This window comes from Cytobacillus purgationiresistens (assembly GCF_030813235.1).
Taxonomy (GTDB): domain Bacteria; phylum Bacillota; class Bacilli; order Bacillales; family Cytobacillaceae; genus Cytobacillus; species Cytobacillus purgationiresistens.
Genome location: NZ_JAUSUB010000003.1, coordinates 48,819 through 68,484, shown reverse-complemented (window position 1 = coordinate 68,484; position 19,666 = coordinate 48,819). Strand labels below are relative to the sequence as shown.

Annotated in this window: 20 protein-coding genes; all 20 read left to right on the top strand. The window is 40.6% G+C overall.

All coding sequences use genetic code 11. The annotated features are described in order from the left end of the window. Nucleotides 1-236: 236 nt before the first annotated feature. The 20 genes from J2S17_RS04555 to uvrB all read left to right on the top strand — a co-directional run bounded on the left by J2S17_RS04555 (nt 237) and on the right by uvrB (nt 19,663). The gene (locus J2S17_RS04555) at nt 237-1,070 is read left to right on the top strand and encodes a YitT family protein (protein ID WP_370874953.1); all 834 of its coding nucleotides are present in this window, start codon (nt 237-239) and stop codon (nt 1,068-1,070) included. A gap of 54 nt (nt 1,071-1,124) precedes the next feature. Then, complete coding sequence (cccB, locus tag J2S17_RS04550; RefSeq protein ID WP_307472356.1) at nt 1,125-1,469, top strand: cytochrome c551; 345 nt, start codon at nt 1,125-1,127, stop codon at nt 1,467-1,469. A 481-nt stretch (nt 1,470-1,950) separates the two neighbouring features. Beyond that, on the top strand, nt 1,951-2,637 hold the full coding sequence (gene ftsE, locus J2S17_RS04545; protein ID WP_307472353.1) for a cell division ATP-binding protein FtsE: 687 nt from the start codon (nt 1,951-1,953) through the stop codon (nt 2,635-2,637). Continuing rightward, nucleotides 2,627-3,520, top strand: coding sequence for a permease-like cell division protein FtsX (ftsX, locus tag J2S17_RS04540; RefSeq protein WP_307472351.1), 894 nt, complete (start codon nt 2,627-2,629; stop codon nt 3,518-3,520). The genes ftsE and ftsX overlap by 11 nt, the downstream gene beginning before the upstream one ends. Before the next feature lie 103 nt (nt 3,521-3,623). Continuing rightward, nucleotides 3,624-5,012 (top strand): murein hydrolase activator EnvC family protein, encoded by a 1,389-nt coding sequence (locus J2S17_RS04535; protein ID WP_307472349.1) that lies wholly within the window; start codon nt 3,624-3,626, stop codon nt 5,010-5,012. 203 nt (nt 5,013-5,215) lie between these two features. After that, nucleotides 5,216-6,664 (top strand): S41 family peptidase, encoded by a 1,449-nt coding sequence (locus J2S17_RS04530; protein ID WP_307472347.1) that lies wholly within the window; start codon nt 5,216-5,218, stop codon nt 6,662-6,664. Between the two features lie 158 nt (nt 6,665-6,822). Then, complete coding sequence (locus J2S17_RS04525) at nt 6,823-8,013, top strand: PDZ domain-containing protein (protein WP_307472345.1); 1,191 nt, start codon at nt 6,823-6,825, stop codon at nt 8,011-8,013. A 234-nt stretch (nt 8,014-8,247) separates the two neighbouring features. Beyond that, nucleotides 8,248-8,892 (top strand): ABC transporter ATP-binding protein, encoded by a 645-nt coding sequence (locus J2S17_RS04520; protein ID WP_370874962.1) that lies wholly within the window; start codon nt 8,248-8,250, stop codon nt 8,890-8,892. Continuing rightward, complete coding sequence (locus tag J2S17_RS04515; RefSeq protein WP_307472341.1) at nt 8,889-9,647, top strand: ABC transporter permease; 759 nt, start codon at nt 8,889-8,891, stop codon at nt 9,645-9,647. Before J2S17_RS04520 ends, J2S17_RS04515 begins: the two co-directional genes overlap by 4 nt. Before the next feature lie 70 nt (nt 9,648-9,717). Continuing rightward, the gene (locus J2S17_RS04510; RefSeq protein ID WP_307472339.1) at nt 9,718-10,251 is read left to right on the top strand and encodes a PadR family transcriptional regulator; all 534 of its coding nucleotides are present in this window, start codon (nt 9,718-9,720) and stop codon (nt 10,249-10,251) included. 140 nt (nt 10,252-10,391) lie between these two features. After that, a complete protein-coding gene (locus J2S17_RS04505) occupies nt 10,392-11,285 on the top strand; it encodes a ring-cleaving dioxygenase (protein WP_307472337.1) in 894 nt (297 codons plus the stop codon). Between the two features lie 73 nt (nt 11,286-11,358). Continuing rightward, nucleotides 11,359-11,781, top strand: coding sequence for a MarR family winged helix-turn-helix transcriptional regulator (locus tag J2S17_RS04500; RefSeq protein ID WP_307472335.1), 423 nt, complete (start codon nt 11,359-11,361; stop codon nt 11,779-11,781). Nucleotides 11,782-11,852: 71 nt separating this feature from the next. Then, entirely contained in the window at nt 11,853-12,788 is a 936-nt protein-coding gene (locus J2S17_RS04495; RefSeq protein ID WP_307472334.1) for a ring-cleaving dioxygenase, read from the top strand. Between the two features lie 114 nt (nt 12,789-12,902). After that, the gene (locus J2S17_RS04490) at nt 12,903-13,499 is read left to right on the top strand and encodes a flavin reductase family protein (protein WP_307472332.1); all 597 of its coding nucleotides are present in this window, start codon (nt 12,903-12,905) and stop codon (nt 13,497-13,499) included. Between the two features lie 19 nt (nt 13,500-13,518). Further along, a complete protein-coding gene (locus J2S17_RS04485) occupies nt 13,519-14,124 on the top strand; it encodes an alpha/beta hydrolase (protein ID WP_307472331.1) in 606 nt (201 codons plus the stop codon). A gap of 11 nt (nt 14,125-14,135) precedes the next feature. Then, nucleotides 14,136-14,747 (top strand): NADPH-dependent FMN reductase, encoded by a 612-nt coding sequence (locus J2S17_RS04480; RefSeq protein WP_307472329.1) that lies wholly within the window; start codon nt 14,136-14,138, stop codon nt 14,745-14,747. 64 nt (nt 14,748-14,811) lie between these two features. Then, nucleotides 14,812-15,420 carry an NAD(P)H:quinone oxidoreductase gene (gene wrbA, locus J2S17_RS04475; protein ID WP_307472328.1) on the top strand — a complete coding sequence of 203 codons (609 nt, stop codon included), beginning with the start codon at nt 14,812-14,814 and terminating at the stop codon, nt 15,418-15,420. Between the two features lie 266 nt (nt 15,421-15,686). Beyond that, a complete protein-coding gene (locus J2S17_RS04470) occupies nt 15,687-16,802 on the top strand; it encodes an AI-2E family transporter (RefSeq protein ID WP_307472326.1) in 1,116 nt (371 codons plus the stop codon). A gap of 342 nt (nt 16,803-17,144) precedes the next feature. Then, a complete protein-coding gene (locus J2S17_RS04465) occupies nt 17,145-17,378 on the top strand; it encodes a CsbA family protein (RefSeq protein ID WP_307472324.1) in 234 nt (77 codons plus the stop codon). A 305-nt stretch (nt 17,379-17,683) separates the two neighbouring features. Further along, entirely contained in the window at nt 17,684-19,663 is a 1,980-nt protein-coding gene (gene uvrB, locus J2S17_RS04460) for an excinuclease ABC subunit UvrB (protein ID WP_307472322.1), read from the top strand. Nucleotides 19,664-19,666 lie beyond the last annotated feature (3 nt).

Here is a 19,666-nt window from a genome sequence, read left to right as displayed (position 1 = left end):
GCCATTTACACCACGATAGACCACATGCTATACTCACTCTCGGAAAATACGAAGCGTGAATGTCGGTGCCTGTCACCGTCAAAATTCGACAACCGTTTGTCGGTGCCTGTCACCGCCAAATTTCGACAAACAAATGGGGGTGCCTGTCACCCTCATATATCTGCATGATTCGACATGATGAGGGGTAGGTTGGGGATATGGGTAGGAAGAGTAGGAGAAGGGGAGCTGTTGAGAGTATGGGGGCTTGGAGGGTTTTGGATTATGTTTATGTGTTGGTGGGTTCGGCTTTGGTTGCGATTTCTTTTAATTTATTTTTGCTTCCTAATAATGTGGCTTCAGGCGGGGTAAGTGGGATCAGTACAATATTAAAAGATTTATTGGGCTGGGAGCCGGCTTATGTGCAGTGGGCTTTTAATATTCCGCTCTTTATAGCGGGGGTGATTTTCCTTGGCAAGCAATTTGGAGTTAAGACGTTGATTGGAACGATTTTTCTTCCGTTTGTCGTTTTCCTGACGAAGGATATAGAGCCTTTGACGACTGATCCATTACTGGCATCTTTATTTGGCTGTATTGGTGTTGGTTTAGGGTTAGGAATTGTTTTTCGCGGAAAGGCATCCACCGGCGGGACAGATTTGGCTGCACAAATTATCAATAAATATACGGGTCTCACTCTAGGCACTTGCGTCGCCATGATTGACGGCTTAATTGTTCTTTCAGCTGCAATTGTTTTTGATATCGAGCTTGGCCTTTACGCTCTGATTGGTTTATATGTAACGAGTAAAACCATTGATTTGGTGCAGATTGGCCTTGGTCGGACGAAAATGGCATTGATCATCACCAATAATCAAAATGAAGTTCGTGAAGGAATTTTGCATAAAATTGATAGAGGTGTGACAAAACTATCAGCATACGGTGGTTATACTGACCATGAGCGTCCGGTCCTCATGTGTGTCGTTGATCAGACTGAGTTCACAAAATTGAAACAACTGGTGAAAACAATTGACCCATCAGCTTTCATCATTGTTACAGACGCTTCAGAGGTACATGGTGAGGGTTTCAAACGGGCTTAACGTTGGTATAATATAACTGTATTATGAACATTTTCCTTAAGGGGGCTAAATGGAATGAAGAAGAAGCTTCTAGCACTATTATTCGGTTCTGTACTTGTTCTTGCTGCTTGTGGCGGCGGAAATAACGATGCGACAGAAGACAATGGAACAGACAATGGCGGCGAAACAACAACAGCAGATGCTGGAGATGCCGAAAAGCTGTATGAACAAAGCTGTATAAGCTGTCACGGTGGAGACTTATCTGGAGGAGCTGGTCCTAACTTGCAAGAAGTAGGAGCAAAATACTCTAAAGATGAAATTCTTGATATCATTGAAAATGGTAAAGGCGCAATGCCAGGAAATCTTCTATCTGGTGACGAAGCAGCAGAAGTTGCAGATTGGTTAGCTGCAAAAAAATAAACAAATGAAATAGGACAAGGAAAAAATGCTCTGATTAATAGTCAGGGTATTTTTTTGTGGATGAAATTCCCATATTTCTTTTATTTTGAAAAATCTATGAATAAAGAAGGATAAATATACCAGAGGAGGATACTAATTCTTTGAAAAATCTACATTGATAGACAAAAAGTCCTATAAAATTATCAGTTTGAAAAGAAACTGTAATAATTTTATCCGTTATTTTGACAAAATTTGATGTTATAATGAGTGAAGTAAATAGCAAGAATCGAATTTATCCCTCATGTCATTGGTTGAAAACCAATAGATGTCACTTCTTATGAAGACATCTATTTTTAATTTTTTACACCCGTTTATTGTCCCCGCCTGCCCATTCAACTTTCATTAACCCTTATCAGGAGGAAACGAAACTCTTCTTTTTGGTTATTGAAGGATGGCGTGTGCAATTTTTCGAAAATACAATCTAGATAGCTAGGTGATATAAATGATTGAAATGAAAAATGTATATAAGAAATATCGCAACGGTGTTACTGCAGCGAACGGTATTGATGTGAAAATCAAGCAAGGTGAGTTTGCTTATATAGTTGGTCCAAGTGGTGCTGGCAAATCTACCTTCGTCAAAATGATGTACCGTGAAGAAAAACCAACAAGTGGCACAATCACATTAAATGGCATTAATTTAGGGGAATTGAAAAATACTAAAGTTCCTCTTATCCGACGTAATATTGGTGTCGTATTCCAGGATTTTAAATTACTTACAAAATTAAGTGTTTATGAAAATGTTGCTTTCGCGCTTGAAGTAATTGAAGAGCAGCCAAAGAATATCAAGAAAAAAGTAATGGATACGCTTGAGCTTGTTGGCTTAAAGCATAAAGCTCGCATGCTACCAACCGAACTATCTGGCGGAGAACAGCAGCGTGTATCGATTGCACGATCGATTGTTAATCAACCGAAGCTTGTAATTGCGGATGAGCCGACAGGAAATCTTGACCCAGATACATCCTGGGAGATTATGAATATTTTTGAAGAAATCAATACTAGAGGAACGACGGTTTTAATGGCTACGCATAACAAGGAAATTGTTAATACAATTAAACATCGTGTCATTGCCATTGAAGGTGGAAGAATCGTCCGTGATGAACAAAGAGGTGATTACGGATATGAAATCTAGAACATTAGCTAGGCATTTTAGAGAAAGTTTTAAAAGCCTTGCCAGAAATGGCTGGATGACATTTGCATCAGCGAGTGCAGTTACAGTTACACTCATTTTAGTCGGTGTATTTTTTGTCATAATGATGAACTTAAATCAGGTGGCAACAACCATTGAAGAGGACGTTGAAATCCGCGTGCATATTGATGTGGCGGCTGCTGAAGAAGATCAAGAGAACTTGAAAAACGAGATCGAACAGCTTCCGCAAGTGGCTTCTATTGATTATTCTAATAAAAAGGATGAGCTTTCCAACCTAATAGATAGTCTTGGTGATGAAGGAGAAGCCTTTAAGTTATTTGAACAGGACAATCCATTGAACGATGTCTTTGTCGTCAAAGCGAAGAACCCAGCTGATACAATGGGTATAGCTAAACAAATTGAAGATATGGAGTATGCATCAAAAGTCAAATACGGACAAGGTTCCGTTGAGAAGCTTTTCTCAGTGATTAATCTTAGCCGTAATGTCGGACTTGTTTTGATTATTGGCTTATTGTTCACTGCTATGTTCCTAATCTCCAATACGATTAAAATTACGATCGTTTCAAGGAGTAAAGAAATTGAGATTATGAGATTGGTTGGCGCAACGAACTCCTTTATTAGATGGCCATTCTTCTTAGAAGGTTTGTGGCTGGGGATTTTAGGAGCAATTATACCGGTTGCTGCTGTAAGCACCATCTACTATTATGCTTATGATTATTTGGAGCCAAGGCTGCAAGGTCATTTCATTCAGCTATTGGAAGTCTCGCCATTTATTTACCAAGTAGGTGCTTTATTAATCATCATGGGTGCACTTATTGGTGTTTGGGGAAGCTTAATGTCAGTTAGGAAGTTTTTGAAAATATAAAAGCAACGAGCGGCCGCCCAAATGGCTTTCGGCCGCACATGCTTTTCGATAGATCCATACATACAGAGTCTTTGGATAGTCATAGGAGAGGAGATATCAGAAATTGAAAAAAAAGATAGCTACAATGTCTTTAGTTGCAATGATGAGTGTCGGTGCAATCTCCGCAACATTACCAACAAACGTAATGGCGGATAAGTTGAATGATCTTAATAATCAAAGCGAGAATCTCAAAAAAGAAAAGACTGGAATCGATTCACAATTAAACAAGGCAGATTCTGAGATTAACAGATTAAAAGGTGAGCAAAAAACAGTAGAGTCTGAGTTAAAGCGTCTAAATGAGGAAATTAAAGCTACAGAAACGAAAATCACTGAAAAAAATAATCAAATTAATTCTACAAAAACAGAAATCGAAAAGCTTGAAAAGGAAATTGAAATATTGATTGACCGTATTGAAAAGCGTAATGAGCTTCTTAAGGACCGTGCTCGTTCTCTTCAAGAAACGGGTGGCGTAGTCAGTTATATGGATGTATTGCTGGGCGCACAAAGCTTCAGTGACTTTATTGGCCGAGTGGGTGCTGTTGCAACGATCGTAGAAGCCGATCAAGGCATTTTGAGAGAGCATCAAGCAGATAAAGATCAGCTTGAAGAAAATCAAGCAAAAGTGAAAGCAGAACTTGCTTCATTGGAAAAAATGCATGAAGAGCTGAAGAAAATGAAATCCGGTTTAAGTGCACAAAAGGCTGAGAAAGATAACTTAATGGCGTTTCTTCATGAAGAGGAAGAGCATCAGCATGCAGCAAAAGTTGGACTTGAAGAAGAGAAAAATATTCTAGCTTCTCAAGAAAAAGCGATTGCAAAAGCAATTGAGCTTGAAAAAGAAAGACAAGCTGAAGTAGCAAAACAACAAGAGGCAGCAAGATTGGCTGAAATAGCAAAACAAGAAGCAGCGAAAAAACAAGCTTCTGCATCAGCACCTCAAAGTAATAATAACAGCAGTAGTAGTAGTAATAGCGGCGGTGGAAGTTCAAGTGGCGGCGGAAGCTCAAGCGGCGGTGGACAAGCTGTTACACCTCCACCTGTGTCTGGCGGACAATGGACAAAACCAGCGGCAGCTGGAGTTTTGACATCAGGATTAGGCCAGCGTTGGGGATCCTTCCACGCAGGTGTTGATCTTGCAGCTAGCGGAACGGTTCCAATTCTTGCAGCATCAGATGGCGTCGTGATTAATTCCTATTATTCTAGTAGTTATGGCGAGGTCGTCTTCATCGCTCATTCTATCAATGGTGTAACCTATACAACTGTTTATGCACATATGCGCAGTGGTTCAAGATCCGTGAGCAACGGTGCAACGGTTTCTAAAGGCCAGCAAATTGGGCTTATGGGTAATACTGGTGATTCGCAAGGCCAGCATTTACATTTTGAATTGCATAAAGGCGGCTGGAATGCTGCAAAATCCAATGCGATTAACCCAGTGGGTATCGTGCCACTATAAAATAGATTGAAAGATTCAAGGAGGAGGCTAACGCTTCCTCTTTTTCTTTTACCCAAATAGGCTGTTTTTAACCTTTTTATATGAGATTTAAGGGAAGATTCATAACTTGTCCGCACGCTACATATATTTGTTAGAAAATCAGGTGATTGATATTTCGCGCATGAGCCGCTTAATACAATATGCGAAAGAAAGGGCGGATTAAGATGAATAAAAAATGGGTTGGGCTATTAATGGCCATTTCACTGCTAGTGGGGGCAGGTTGTTCCTTTGCAGGCATGCAATGGAGTTTAAAGCAAAAGTCGGCTGAAGAAGGGCATAGTATGATGGAATCTGCTGGCGGAAGCGGTGATCTGGATGCTGACGGTTTAGAAAAAATTAGCGCAGCCTACCGTTTGATTTTCAAAAATTATGTTGAAAAGGTGGATGGGGACAAGCTGACTGAAGGTGCTATTCAAGGAATGCTTACCACACTCAATGATCCTTATTCTGTATATATGGATGAAAAAACAGCGAAGCAATTTAGTGAAACGCTTGAATCCTCCTTTGAAGGTATTGGTGCAGAGGTCAGCTTAGTTGATGGCAAAGTGATGATTGTATCTCCATTTAAAGATTCACCAGCTGAAAAGGCGGGTCTCAAACCTAATGATCAGATCGTGAAAATTGATGGAGAGAGTATTGAAGGGTTAGATCTATATGCTGCTACATTAAAAATAAGAGGAGAAAAAGGAACAACAGTGAAGCTTCAAATTAGAAGGGATGGATTGAGTGAGCCATTGATTGTAGATGTGAAACGGGATGAAATTCCTCATTTGACCGTTAACTCTGAAATTAAGATGCATAAAGATGAAAAGATAGGTTATATGGAAATCACTTCTTTTTCACAGGAAACAGCGAAGGAGTTTAAGATTCAGCTGAAAGATCTGGAGGAAGAGGGAATCGACGGTCTGCTCATTGATGTACGCGGCAATCCAGGCGGTTTGCTGACAGCAGTCGATGAGATTTTAGAAGAGTTGGTTACAAAAGAAAAGCCATACGTGCAAATTGAGCAGCGCAGTGGCGAAAAAATGATGAATTTTTCCAATCTGACTAAGAAAAAAGATTATCCGATTGGTGTATTAATAGACAAGGGCAGTGCTTCAGCTTCAGAGATTTTGGCAGGGGCATTAAAAGAAGCTGGCGGGTATCCATTAATCGGTGAAAAAACGTATGGAAAAGGAACTGTCCAACAGCCGCTGCCAATGGGAGATGGCAGCAATATTAAACTGACGCTTTATAAGTGGCTTACTCCTGACGGCAATTGGATTCATAAGAAGGGGATTGAACCAAGTCTCGAAGTGAAGCAGCCGAAGCTTTATCACACACATCCTCTGCAAGTTGAAGATGTCCTGCAGAAGGATATGAATAATGAACAAATCAAAAATGCGCAAGACATGCTCGAAAGCTTAGGATATGGACCAGGCCGAACCGATGGCTATTACAGTGAAGCAACAGTCAAAGCCGTCAAAGCATTCCAACAACATAGCGACCTGACACCAACTGGACAAATAGACACAAAAACAGCCTCAACGCTAGAACAAGCCATCATCACAGAAATGAAAAGCGACAAAAATGACCTCCAACTCCAAAGCGCCCTGCGCCTAATAACAAAATAAAAAAATGGGTGCCTGTCACCTCCAAACTTCGACATGAAATGTCGATATTTGGAGGTGACAGGCACCCTATGCTTTAAGGGTTAGATTTGGTAGAATATAGTTAGATTAGTAGGTTGGGTTAAGTGAGGTAATATAGTTGAAAGAGGTTGGTGGAAGATTTGGCTGAAGTTTGGCTTGTTGAGTTTTTGAAGGGTACGGGGAAGGTATTATTGAATCCAGTATTTTATTTAGTCTTTTTAGCAGCAGCTTTTTATGGTGTGCAGCGGGTGAAACGGGAACGACAGCATTTTTCAGTGAGGGCTGAAAATGCTTACTTTGAGCTGCGGCAGCTTGTTCCACTTGGTTTATTAATTGGAATTGGGCTCTCTGTCATCACCATTACAGCTGGCCTAGTCGTCCCAATGGAGATGGTGGTCTTTACTGCCGCCATTACAATGCTACTTATGCTCACACCTAAAGTACGGTGGCTTGCACCTGCATATACTCTAAGCCTTGGGTTGCTGGTTGCCTATTTCGCGATCGAACAGCAATGGCCGCTCCCAGCTTTCTTAACATCATCGGGTGTGACACAAAGCATCTATCCGGCAGCAGCCGTGCTTATCGCGCTAATGGTGATAGCAGAGGGGATGCTCATTTCAAGGAACGGAAAAAAAGGAACCTCCCCTCGTTTGATGAAAAGCAGACGTGGACAACAGATAGGAATGCACGAAGTGAAGCGCCTTTGGTTATTGCCGGTATTCCTTCTCATTCCAGGAGAAGCTCTGACGCTCACTTCTGATTGGTGGCCTGTATTTTCAATTGGCGGCAATGCTTATTCACTGATTTTAGTGCCATTTGCGGTTGGCTACCAGCAGCAAATCCAAGGATCACTGCCTAAAAAAGCAATTGAAGCATACGGTAAGAGAGTAATCGTCTTCGGCATATTATTATTGCTGCTCTCAAGTGCGGTTTATTTGTATCCAATTGCAGCGCTAGGCATCGCTGGGCTTGCGATCATCGGCAGAGAGTTCCTTAATTACAGACAAAGAGTGACCGAAAAAAATGCAGCATTCTTTTTCTCAAAACGGAATCAAGGACTGATGGTCATTGGAATTGTCCCTGATTCACCTGCAGATAAAATGGAGCTCCAAGTCGGTGAGGTTGTCACGAAAGTCAATGGTTTCAAAGTCAATGATGAAAAGGGCTTTTATGACTCACTGCAAAAAAATGCGGCACATTGTAAATTAGAGGTTTTAGATGTTAGTAATGAAATCCGCTTTGTGCAAAGGGCATTATATGTAACGGATCACCATGAACTTGGCATCCTATTTATCAAGGATGAAATGAAACGTGGAGAAAAAGCGGGATAATATAGATTCACACACCCAAAAAGCTATCTGTTCCCAAAACAGATAGCTTTTTTTCATGCCTAAATCCTTTTAATTAAAAGGGTATTTACTTTCATCAACATTTCATCTACAATTAAATCAAAATAAAATATTCAACGTTGACTATTCATTGTTAACTAAAAGGAGGAATCGAGTTTGTATATTCAAGCTAAAGAGATAGAAAAAAGAATCAATGGAAGAATCATCATTAATAAAATGGACATTGCTATCCGCCAGCAAGAGATTCTTGCCATAATTGGTCCGAATGGTGCTGGGAAGACAACTGCACTGGAGCTGCTGTTGGGACTACAAACAGCAGATAGTGGTAAAGTTCATTACTGGTCAGACGATTATAAAAAGCATCTAGGGGTTCAACTGCAGTCTGTCCCATTTTTTCCTGGACTTTCAGCAATCGAAAACTTAAAACTATTTGCTGCCTTCTATAAACAAGTAATAGCGACGAATGAAGCACTTGCAATGTTAAACAAGTGCGGATTGAGGGATAGTGCGTATACGGAGGCTGGAAAGCTATCAGGCGGCCAGCAAAAAAGGCTGGCGATTGCCGCAGCACTTGCACATCAACCCGAGTTGCTAGTATTGGATGAACCTTCTGCTGCTCTAGATCCACGGGCAAGGCAGGATATCCATCAATTGATTCAATTACTGCATAATGAAGGCAATACTGTTGTTTTTACATCTCATGATATGGATGAAGTTCAAAGACTTGCACATCGAATCATCATGGTTGTGCAGGGTGACATCGTTGCACAAGGGACTCCAGAAGAGTTATGCAGGGAGCATCGGGTTGCGAGCCTCGAACATCTCTATTTAAAACTATCCGCAAAGGAGGAGACAGCATGATTACAGTTATATTGCGCTCGATGATGATTACGTCGATCAGAGACAAAATCAGCCTGTTTTATGCATTGGTGTTCCCGCTCATCATCATGGTTGTGTTAGCCTCCTTTTTTGATAAAAATCATGCAAATGTCACTATATTAACGAGCGTGACAGCAATAGGAACCATGTTTTGGGGGATGCAGGGTATCGCCTTTCAAGTCTTTTCGCAAAAGAACAAAGGTGTGTATCAATTATTAAAGCTTACGCCTGTTTCACCTATAATATTTATTTCCATAATGATTTTAGCAAGGACTGCAATAGGAGTTGTGCTGAACATGGGGATATGGATTATTGGGATGATATATTTTAAATTGGATTTTTCCTATCAGTCCATTCTTTTGCCAGTGCCAATCATCATTATTGCTACTTTATGCTTTACTGCATTTGGTTTTGTTATCGGTCATTTGGCAAAGAATGAAGGGCAAGTGAATATGTTGGCAAACTTCATACAGCTTCCTCTTCTATTCCTTAGTGAAGCATTCTATTCACTGCAGCAAGCGCCAGAATGGATTCAAGCAATTGCGAAGATACTGCCATTTGGCTATTTTACAGAAGGATTGAAGGGTGCGGTGACAGCCGGACAAGAAGAAGTTCTTTTAGGCATGTTAGTCCCGTTTATTTACATGCTTTTTGCTTTACTAATGGCTGTATTTACTTTCAAAAGGGGCATAAACTTCGGTAATCAATCTTTCCTTAAGAAAAAAACAGCAGGGTAGTTTTCATAAATAAAAAGGTTATGATACAATTTTACTCAATGTTGAATATTTTTCATTGAGGAGAGAAAATATGGCACGCTTAATGGTTTTAGGATTACTGCAAATGAAACCAATGACAGGATATGAGATACAGCAAATCATGCAAACAAGCAAAACTGATTTATGGGCTGGAATTTTACCTGGTTCCATCTACCATGCACTTAAGAAAATGGAGAAGGAAGGACTGGTAGAAATTGAAGAGGTGAAACAAACAGGCCATCGTTCGAAAGCGATATACAAAATTACTGAACACGGTGAACTAGAGTTTCTCAAGATGGTTAGTGATTCGCTCAGCAACCCTTCAGTTATCCTACCCTCTGAGCTATACACTGCTTTAAGTTTCACTAGGCATCTGCCAAATGATACCGTCATTCATTCTTTAAAAAAACAAAAGGAAATCATCGAACAAGGCTTAGCCACACAAAAGAATGGCATGGATAAAAAAAGAGAAGCAATCGGAATACTGGATCCGCTGTCAGAACTGACTGCCCAAAATATTTATAATCAATACGAACTTCAAATCGATTTTATTCAAAAGCTTATTAACTTTTATGAAGTAAAATAATGAATGACCACTCCACTCATCGGAAACGAAGTGGAGTTTTTTTATTGAATTAGATAATTGACAATGATTTATTTATGGTTTACAATTATCTCATATTCAAGATTCTTTAATTCAAGACAACTTCGAAAAGGAGACTTGTCATGTTAAAAACAACTGGAATCCACCATATCACTGCTATCGTCAATGATCCGCAAACAAACATCAATTTTTACACACATGTTTTACAATTACGCTTAATAAAGAAAACAGTCAATTTTGATCGTCCAGAAGTATATCATCTCTATTTTGGCAATGAAACAGGCGATCCTGGCACTGTCATTACTTTCTTTCCATGGCCAAGTCTGCCCAAAGGTCGAATTGGCACCGGACAAGTGGGGGTAACAAGCTTTGCTGTTGCACCGGGTACGCTCCCTTACTGGGAAAATCGCTTAAATCAAAGCCATATCGATTTTACCCACATTACGCGATTTAATGAAAAATCCATTCAATTTTCTGATCCAGACGGCCTGCTGCTGGAGATCACCGAGCGCTCTGGTTTAAAAGAAAACATTAACGCGATTCAAGGGTTTGCTGGAGCTACACTCTTTTCAGCTAAACCTAACAAAACGGCAGAGGTATTGGAAGAGATATTAGGTATGGAATGCATCGGACAAGAAGGAGAATATTTACGATTTAAGGCGAGGGGACATCTTGGGCAAATCATAGATATTAAGCTGTCGCCTACTGTACGAGGTTTGGCGGGAGCAGGGACTGTCCATCATATCGCCTGGAGAGCCGAAGATCTAAAGCAGCATAAAAGCTGGCATGAGCGCTTAACGACTGAAGAGTACTTTCCAACTGAAATATTAGATCGAAACTATTTTAAAGCATTATATTTTCAAGAAGACGGCGGCATACAATTTGAACTTGCCACAGATAGTCCTGGATTTGCAGTAGATGAGGAAATAGCGCATCTCGGTCAAAAGTTAATGCTTCCTCAATGGCTGGAAAATCGCCGCGGAGAATTAGAAAAAACTTTACCGAAACTTGGTTGACAAATTGATACAAACGAGATAATATTATCTCATATTCGAGATATCTTAATTAAAAACAATGTGAGGCGATGGAATGGTAGACAAAATCACGCTCGATTCATTTGCCGCTTTTACAAAGGCCTCAAGATCTATTCAAGAACAAATCAAGCAGAAGCTTAGTTACTATAAACTGAATCCAACCGAATTTTCAGTCCTGCAAGTATTAGCAGAAAAAGGTCAGCAAACGGTTCAGCAAATTTCAAACCAAGTACATCTTACAAGCGGTTCAATGACATATGTGATCGATCGGCTGCAGGAAAAAGGCTTGCTCACAAGAAGCGACTGCCGAGAGGACCGACGGGTGGTCCATGTGAAAATATCAGATAAAGGTGCTCTTCTAATGAAGGAAATCGTCCCGGACTATCAAAACTTTATAAGGGAAATGTTTAAAGAAGTTTCGCAGCAAGAACAAAGGGAATTAATAAGTATTCTTGCAAAAATAGGGGAAAATAAATAAAATCTTGTCTAATGCCTCAAATTCGAGATACTTGAAAGTTAGATAAACGAAATGAAAGGATGTCGTCTATTATGTCAAAAAAAACATTGGGTATTCATCATATCACTGCGATTGTTGGTCACCCGCAAGAAAATATAGATTTTTACGCTGGTGTACTTGGTTTGCGCCTAGTTAAACAGACGGTTAACTTCGATGATCCAGGAACTTATCATTTATATTTTGGTGATGAAGGTGGTAAACCTGGCACAATTATTACGTTTTTTCCTTGGGCGAATGCTTATCAAGGCATCATCGGTGATGGCCAGGTAGGAAGTACATCTTATGCAGTGCCAACTGGTGCCTTACCTTTCTGGGAAGATCGTTTAACTAGCTTGAATATTGCTTTTGAAAAAGTCACATGCTTTGATGAAAAAGTATTGAATTTCAACGACCCGCATGGACTGAAGCTTTCACTTGTGGAGAGAGAAGCAGGTGAGAAGAATCAAAGGACTTTTAGCGGAGTCACACCAGACGTGGCGATCAAGGGCTTTGGCGGAGCCGTTTTACTATCGGCAAATCCAGAAAAAACTGCTGAGCTTTTGGCAACGATGGGGCTTGAGAAAATCGCAGAAGAAGGAGAATATACTCGGTATCGCGCCATTGCAGATATCGGTAATATTGTTGATTTGAAAATGACAACAGGCGGTGCTGGCAGAATGGGCGTCGGGACTGTCCATCATATCGCTTGGAGAGCCATCGATGATAGTGATCAGCTTGATTGGAAAGAATATATCGAAAGCAATGGCTTCGGCGTAACGCCAGTTCAGGATCGAAACTATTTTAATGCGATATATTTTCGTGAATATGGAGAAATCCTATTCGAGATAGCAACAGATCCTCCAGGGTTCGCGCATGATGAATCACAAGAAACAATGGGAGATAAGCTAATGCTGCCTGAGCAATATGAAGAATATCGTGCTCAATTAGAAAAACAATTAATCCCCATTCAGGTGAGAGAGCTAAAATAGACCGAATTAGGATTTGAGTTTAAGCGGATCAATTAGTAGTTATCATCAATAGAATCTCCATCTTAGAGCCGAAGTTTGCTTCGAAAAACTTTTTAGATAGAAGGAGGATATCCATTGGCATCCATTGATCCAGAGGCACTTACGGAACGAGAGAATTATAAACTTTTAACTGGCAGTATCATCCCAAGACCGATTGCATTTGTGACTTCACAATCGGAGGAAGGGATCATCAATGCAGCGCCGTTCAGTTTCTTTAATATCGTGTCATCGAATCCGCCGATGGTTTCGTTGTCGATTGCAAGGAAACAGGAGAAAATGAAGGATACAGCGAGAAATATCACAGCCCTGAAAGAATTTGTTGTTCATATTGTTGATAATGAGAATGTCAGGAAAATAAATGAAACTGCAGCTAGCTTGCCGCCAGAACAGAGCGAGCTGGACATTGCAGAACTGAATTCAATTCCCAGTGAAGTAATTTCTGTTCCGGGAATTAAGGAAGCAAAAATCCGGATGGAATGTATATTAGAACAATCATTAGAGCTATACGGGAACACAGATCTTCTCATTGGGAAAGTCGTTCGATTTCATATAGAGGACGAAATCTTAGAGAATGGGAAAATTGATGCCCAAGGCCTGGGAGCAGTCAGCCGATTAGCAGGGCATAATTATGCCAGAATTGGCGAGATTTTTGAGATAGTCAGGCCGAAATAATATTTGGAGGGGAATTTGCATGAAACATATTTTCGAAAAAGGAAAGGATTCATCAAAACCAACCTTACTTTTACTCCACGGGACAGGTGGAAATGAGTTAGATTTACTTCCGCTGGCAGGGAAAATTGATGAAGATGCTTCTGTATTAAGTGTCCGTGGCAATGTATCAGAAAATGGCATGCCCCGCTTTTTTAGAAGACTTGCTGAAGGTGTTTTTGATGAAGAGGACTTAATTTTTCGCACGAAGGAGCTTTACGAGTTTCTGGATGAAGCCGCTGAAAATTACGGATTCGATCGTAAAAACATAGTCGCAGTCGGCTATTCTAATGGAGCGAATATCGCGGCAAGTATGATGTTCCATTATGAGGACGCGTTGAAGGCGTCAATTCTTCATCATCCAATGGTCCCGCGCAGAGGAATGGAGATGCCGAATTTAGATGGCAGCGCCGTATTCATCGGTGCAGGCACCAATGATCCCATTTGCCCTGCGCAGGAATCAGAGGAATTAAAAGCATTATTAGAACAAGCAGGAGCAAAGGTGCATTTGCACTGGGAGAATATGGGCCATCAGCTTTCTTTCAATGAAGTTGAAGAGGCTGCTAAATGGTATAAACAAAACATCTAGAGGTGAACAGCATGGGATTTTTAAATAAATTATTTGGCAAAACCAATCAAGAGGAGGAAACAACAATGGAAAAATTAAATATTGGCATCATCTTAGGGAGCACAAGACAAGGACGCGTTAGTCCACAGGTGGGAGAATGGGTGAAAGGCATCGCTGATCAACGCGGTGATGCAAATTATGAAATCATTGATATAGCTGATTTTAATCTGCCGTTTTTAGGAACAACAGATGGTACAGAGCCAGGAATTACAGCTTGGTCTGATAAATTGGCAAGCATGGACGGATTTGTATTTATCGTTCAGGAATATAACCATAGCATAAGCGGCGCATTAAAAAATGCAATTGATTTTGCTCGTGATGAATGGGCAAATAAAGCAGCAGGTATTGTCAGCTACGGTTCAACAGGCGGAGCGCGTGCAGCAGAGCATTTACGCGGTATCCTTGGTGAGCTTCAAGTTGCGGATGTACGTACACATCCAACATTATCTATGTTCACGGATTTTGAGAATTTCTCAGAGTTCAAGCCGCAAGATTTGCATCAAGACAATATGAAGATGATGTTAGATCAGGTCAATGCTTGGAGCGGTGCATTAAAAACATTGAGATTCGCTTTTAGTTTATAGGATAAAACTTTGTGGAAAAGACACAATATTAAAGTGTAATTTTTATAATGGGAGGATTTTTCAAATGAGTATTAAATTAGCGGTCATTTATTATAGTTCAACAGGCACTAACTATCAAATGGCTCAATGGGCTGAAGAAGGCGGGAAAGAAGCTGGAGCGGAAGTTAAAGTTTTAAAATTTCCGGAAACAGCGCCTGCAGCAGCGATTGATTCAAATCCTGCATGGAGAGCGAATGCGGATGCAACGAAGGATGTTCCTGAAGTGACATTGAGTGATTTAGAATGGGCAGATGCTATTGTATTCAGTGTTCCTACTAGATTCGGTAATATCGCATCTCAAGTACAAGCATTCATAGACACTGCTGGCGGATTATGGGCACAAGGCAAGCTTGCGAATAAGGTGGTCAGTGCTATGAGTACGGCAGGAAATCCACATGGCGGTCAGGAAGCAACGATTCTTTCACTATATACAACCATGTACCACTGGGGAGCAATTGTTGCAGCACCTGGATTCACTAATCAAAGCATCTATGCTGCAGGCGGTAACCCTTATGGAACAAGTGCTACTCAAGGACAAGATGGAAAAATCGTTGAAGATGTAGCAGCAGCGGTTAAGCATCAGGCTAAGCGCACAGTCACTGTTGGTGAATGGGTGAAAAAAGGAAATCAATAATTGTTTACGTAGGCTGCCGATACCGGCAGCCATTTTTTTTTGTGTTGGAAGATCTTCTGCTAAAAACAGCCAGATTTACAGAGAAAGTATTTTGAAATAGCTGAGAAGCGACATAAATCACGAGAACGTTTAAAATAGAGAGGAACGTTTCATAATAGGTAAGGTTTTAATATTAAAAAAATCGGGAACTTAATTGGTCATGCATTGAGTTTCATTCAGTGTATTCTGATATAATACATACAAATATATTTGAAAAAGGTGAGATTGTGTCAAAGAGGAAATTCCAGTATTGGTCTTTTCAATTTTTAATCATCCTAACAATCATTTTAGTAGCTTCCAAGATATCGTTTTTGTTTGAACCGGTTGGAATATTTTTTACCACCTTATTCTTCCCGATTATTATCTCTGGGTTCCTATTCTTCATATTGAATCCATTTGTTCATCTGATTCAGCGGGGAAAGGTGCCAAAAGTAATAGCAATATTGATTCTCTTTGCAGTCGTTATCGGATTGTTTGTATTAGTAATCGGTAACATCGTTCCTACTATCTCAAAACAATTAGCGGCGTTAATGAACGATCTGCCTGGTTATGTGAAGAAAACAGAAGCGTTTTTTAATAGTTTTTCTCAATCAGAAGGCTATCGATGGTTTATGACGCAGGATTATGTGTCGCAGAAAGAAATTATGGCTTATATTGTGGATTATGCGAATACGCTGCCAGAGAGAATCACAAGTGGCTTAAGCGGATTCCTCGGCGTGGTTACGAATATTGCCATTACCATTATTACTGTACCATTCTTGTTATTCTTCATGCTGAAGGATGGAGAGAAGTTCCCGGCAGCTCTAGGAAAGTTCATCCCAAAATCCTATCGTGCAGAAGCGATTAACACATTAAAAGATACAGGCAATACATTATCATCTTATATTCAAGGGCAAATTACTGTTGCTCTTTTTGTAGGGACACTGTCGTTTATCGGTTTCTTTATTATTGACTTGCCATATGCGATTGTCATGGCACTGATTATTGCGGTCACTAATATCATACCGTATGTCGGTCCGATTATAGGTGGAGCGCCGGCTGTGATTGTGGCTTTATTCGAATCGCCAACTATGGCATTTCTGACCTTGCTTGTCATTCTGATTGCCCAGCAGCTTGAAGGCAACTTGATTTCACCGCTTATTTTAGGAAAAACATTGAACACACATCCAGCGACAATTATTCTACTCTTATTGGTTGCTGGTAACCTGGCTGGCATCCTTGGTATGCTCCTGGCAGTCCCAACCTATGCCGTAGTCAAAACAATCGTGCTTAATAGTATGAATTTCCTAAAGGCCAGAAAGATGGCGAAGGAAGTAGAGCAGGAGAATCCGAATCCGCTCTAGCTGCCAAGCCGCTACCAGAAAACGATAACCTTACATTATTAATAGTTACCTTTCCCTAAACATGATTCAAACAAATAAATAATGCATACGATATAACTATTTTGACAAAAAAAGTAAGAACCAAAAATCGAGCAACCAAACAACGCACACTCTTACAAAGAAAAGCAAAATCCCTCTTCTAACCACAAAGAAGAGGGATCTTTTATTATATTTGAGAAAATGTCGAAATTTGTAGAAATTTGAGGGTGACAGGCACCCATAAGTGGTCTGTGATATTCTTATAGTAGAAGAGGGCGGAACGATAAATATCTTGTAATTGGATATGGGTGAGAGGGTGTTGGTGTGGGGCTGAAGTATTTGTTGGCGTTTTTTGTGCCGGGTTTGCTGGTGTTGTTTTTTACGAGGGTAACTTATAATCGCATGCTTGCTCTTGTGCTGACGGTGGCTTTAATTGCAGCTTCTGTGTATAGAGGATACACCAATTCCTACGGTTTAATCATTGTTGATGCTTTATCTTTAACGGTAGGGTTTTGGCTTGCGGATTATATGAAGAATAAACTGAAAAAGGTAGCTTGAGCTCCTGTTGATCCAACCATGATCGGCAGGTTTTTTATTAGGAACATTAAACCTAATCAGTTTGAAAAAAACCATTAATCTCAACCATCTTTCTTCAATCAAACGTTTGATTAAACATCAAAAAACAAAAAACGAATATCCGTTCGCATATTGTTGGTTTGTTTAGCTGTGTTTGTGGTAGAATGATGATATGAGCTTTAAGTAAATAACTGTCAAAACAGCTGCAATATCGGTACTATAAACCGTCAAGGCAGATTGTCATTATATATAGGTATTATGATTTTTAATTGAGGAGGTTTCAAGCAGTGAGTGAACAATTTGAACTCGTATCAAAATATTCCCCGCAAGGCGATCAGCCCGCAGCCATTAAAGAGATTGTAAAGGGCATTCGTGAAGGGAAAAAATATCAGACGCTTTTAGGTGCAACAGGAACAGGGAAGACCTTCACAATTTCCAATGTGATTCAAGAAATCAATAAGCCGACCCTTGTCATCGCCCATAATAAAACTTTGGCTGGGCAGCTGTACAGCGAGTTTAAAGAGTTTTTTCCGAACAATGCAGTAGAGTATTTCGTCAGCTATTACGACTATTATCAACCGGAGGCATATGTGCCCCAGACGGATACATTTATCGAAAAGGATTCTAGCATCAATGATGAAATTGATAAACTTCGCCACTCTGCGACCTCCTCCTTGTTTGAAAGAAATGATGTGATTGTCATTGCCAGCGTTTCATGTATATATGGTTTAGGTTCTCCGGAAGAATACAGCGAGATGGTCCTTTCGCTGCGAACCGGAATGGAAATTGAGCGCAATCAGCTGCTGAGAAAGCTCGTCGATATCCAGTATGAGCGCAATGATATGAACTTTATTCGCGGAACGTTCAGAGTTAGAGGCGATGTTGTCGAAATATTTCCGGCATCGAGGGATGAACACTGTATGCGAGTGGAATTCTTCGGAGATGAGATCGACCGAATTCGTGAAGTTGACGCGCTTACTGGAGAAATCATGGGAGAACGCGACCATGTTGCCATATTCCCGGCATCCCACTTCGTAACCCGAGAAGAGAAAATGAAAATCGCCATTGAAAATATTGAAAAAGAGCTGGAGGAGCGATTAGCCTATCTTAATGAAAATGGGCATCTGCTTCAAGCTCAGCGATTGGAACAAAGAACACGATACGACTTAGAAATGATGAGGGAAATGGGCTTTTGCTCCGGGATTGAAAACTATTCGCGCCATCTTACATTAAGACCGGCAGGATCAACTCCATACACGCTTCTGGACTATTTTCCAAAGGACTTTCTGATGGTTGTAGATGAATCTCATGTTACACTTCCGCAGGTTAGGGGGATGTATAACGGTGACCAAGCCCGGAAAAACGTCCTTGTCGAGCATGGATTCCGTTTGCCTTCAGCATTGGACAACAGACCGCTCACTTTTGCGGAATATGAAGACCATATCAGTCAAACCGTCTATGTCTCTGCGACTCCTGGACCCTATGAGATCGAACATACGCCACAAATGGTAGAGCAGATTATCCGCCCAACAGGATTGCTCGATCCGATTATTGAGGTTAGACCGATAGAAGGGCAGATTGATGATTTAATAGGAGAAATTCATGACAGAGTCGAGAAAAATGAGCGAGTGCTCATCACGACCTTGACGAAAAAAATGTCAGAGGATTTAACAGATTACTTAAAGGAAATCGGCATTAAAGTGCAATACTTGCATTCTGAGGTAAAAACGCTGGAACGGATTGAAATCATCCGTGAGCTCCGGCTTGGAAAATATGATGTGCTTGTCGGTATTAACCTGTTGAGAGAAGGTCTCGATATTCCTGAAGTTTCACTCGTGACAATTCTTGATGCGGATAAAGAGGGATTCCTCCGCTCAGAACGTTCATTAATTCAAACGAGCGGCCGTGCTGCCCGTAATGAAAACGGAAAGGTCATCATGTATGCCGATAAAATGACAAAATCTATGGAGCTTGCAATCAGTGAAACAAAGCGGCGCCGTGAAATTCAAGAGGCATATAATCTAAAGCATGGCATCACACCAAAAACGATTCAAAAGGATATCAGAGATGCGATTCGTGCGACACATGCAGCGGAAGAGCCGGAAGAATATAACGCAACAGAGAAGCTTGGCAAGCTCAACAAGAAAGAAAGAGAAAAACTGCTGGCCAATATGGAAAAAGAAATGAAGGAAGCGGCCAAAGCACTCAATTTCGAGCGGGCTGCAGAGCTTCGTGATTTAATATTAGAATTAAAAGCGGAAGGATGACGA

Bases quoted from the DNA above. Each gene is read 5' to 3' on its own strand.
- J2S17_RS04515 (WP_307472341.1), top strand. From the start codon at position 8,889: ATGATTACAGTTATATTGCGCTCGATGATGATTACGTCGATCAGAGAC.
- J2S17_RS04505 (WP_307472337.1), top strand. From the start codon at position 10,392: ATGTTAAAAACAACTGGAATCCACCATATCACTGCTATCGTCAATGAT.
- J2S17_RS04485 (WP_307472331.1), top strand. From the start codon at position 13,519: ATGAAACATATTTTCGAAAAAGGAAAGGATTCATCAAAACCAACCTTA.
- J2S17_RS04500 (WP_307472335.1), top strand. From the start codon at position 11,359: ATGGTAGACAAAATCACGCTCGATTCATTTGCCGCTTTTACAAAGGCC.
- J2S17_RS04530 (WP_307472347.1), top strand. From the start codon at position 5,216: ATGAATAAAAAATGGGTTGGGCTATTAATGGCCATTTCACTGCTAGTG.
- J2S17_RS04520 (WP_370874962.1), top strand. From the start codon at position 8,248: ATGGACATTGCTATCCGCCAGCAAGAGATTCTTGCCATAATTGGTCCG.
- cccB (WP_307472356.1), top strand. From the start codon at position 1,125: ATGAAGAAGAAGCTTCTAGCACTATTATTCGGTTCTGTACTTGTTCTT.
- ftsX (WP_307472351.1), top strand. From the start codon at position 2,627: ATGAAATCTAGAACATTAGCTAGGCATTTTAGAGAAAGTTTTAAAAGC.
- J2S17_RS04495 (WP_307472334.1), top strand. From the start codon at position 11,853: ATGTCAAAAAAAACATTGGGTATTCATCATATCACTGCGATTGTTGGT.
- wrbA (WP_307472328.1), top strand. From the start codon at position 14,812: ATGAGTATTAAATTAGCGGTCATTTATTATAGTTCAACAGGCACTAAC.
- J2S17_RS04480 (WP_307472329.1), top strand. From the start codon at position 14,136: ATGGGATTTTTAAATAAATTATTTGGCAAAACCAATCAAGAGGAGGAA.
- J2S17_RS04555 (WP_370874953.1), top strand. From the start codon at position 237: ATGGGGGCTTGGAGGGTTTTGGATTATGTTTATGTGTTGGTGGGTTCG.
- J2S17_RS04510 (WP_307472339.1), top strand. From the start codon at position 9,718: ATGGCACGCTTAATGGTTTTAGGATTACTGCAAATGAAACCAATGACA.
- ftsE (WP_307472353.1), top strand. From the start codon at position 1,951: ATGATTGAAATGAAAAATGTATATAAGAAATATCGCAACGGTGTTACT.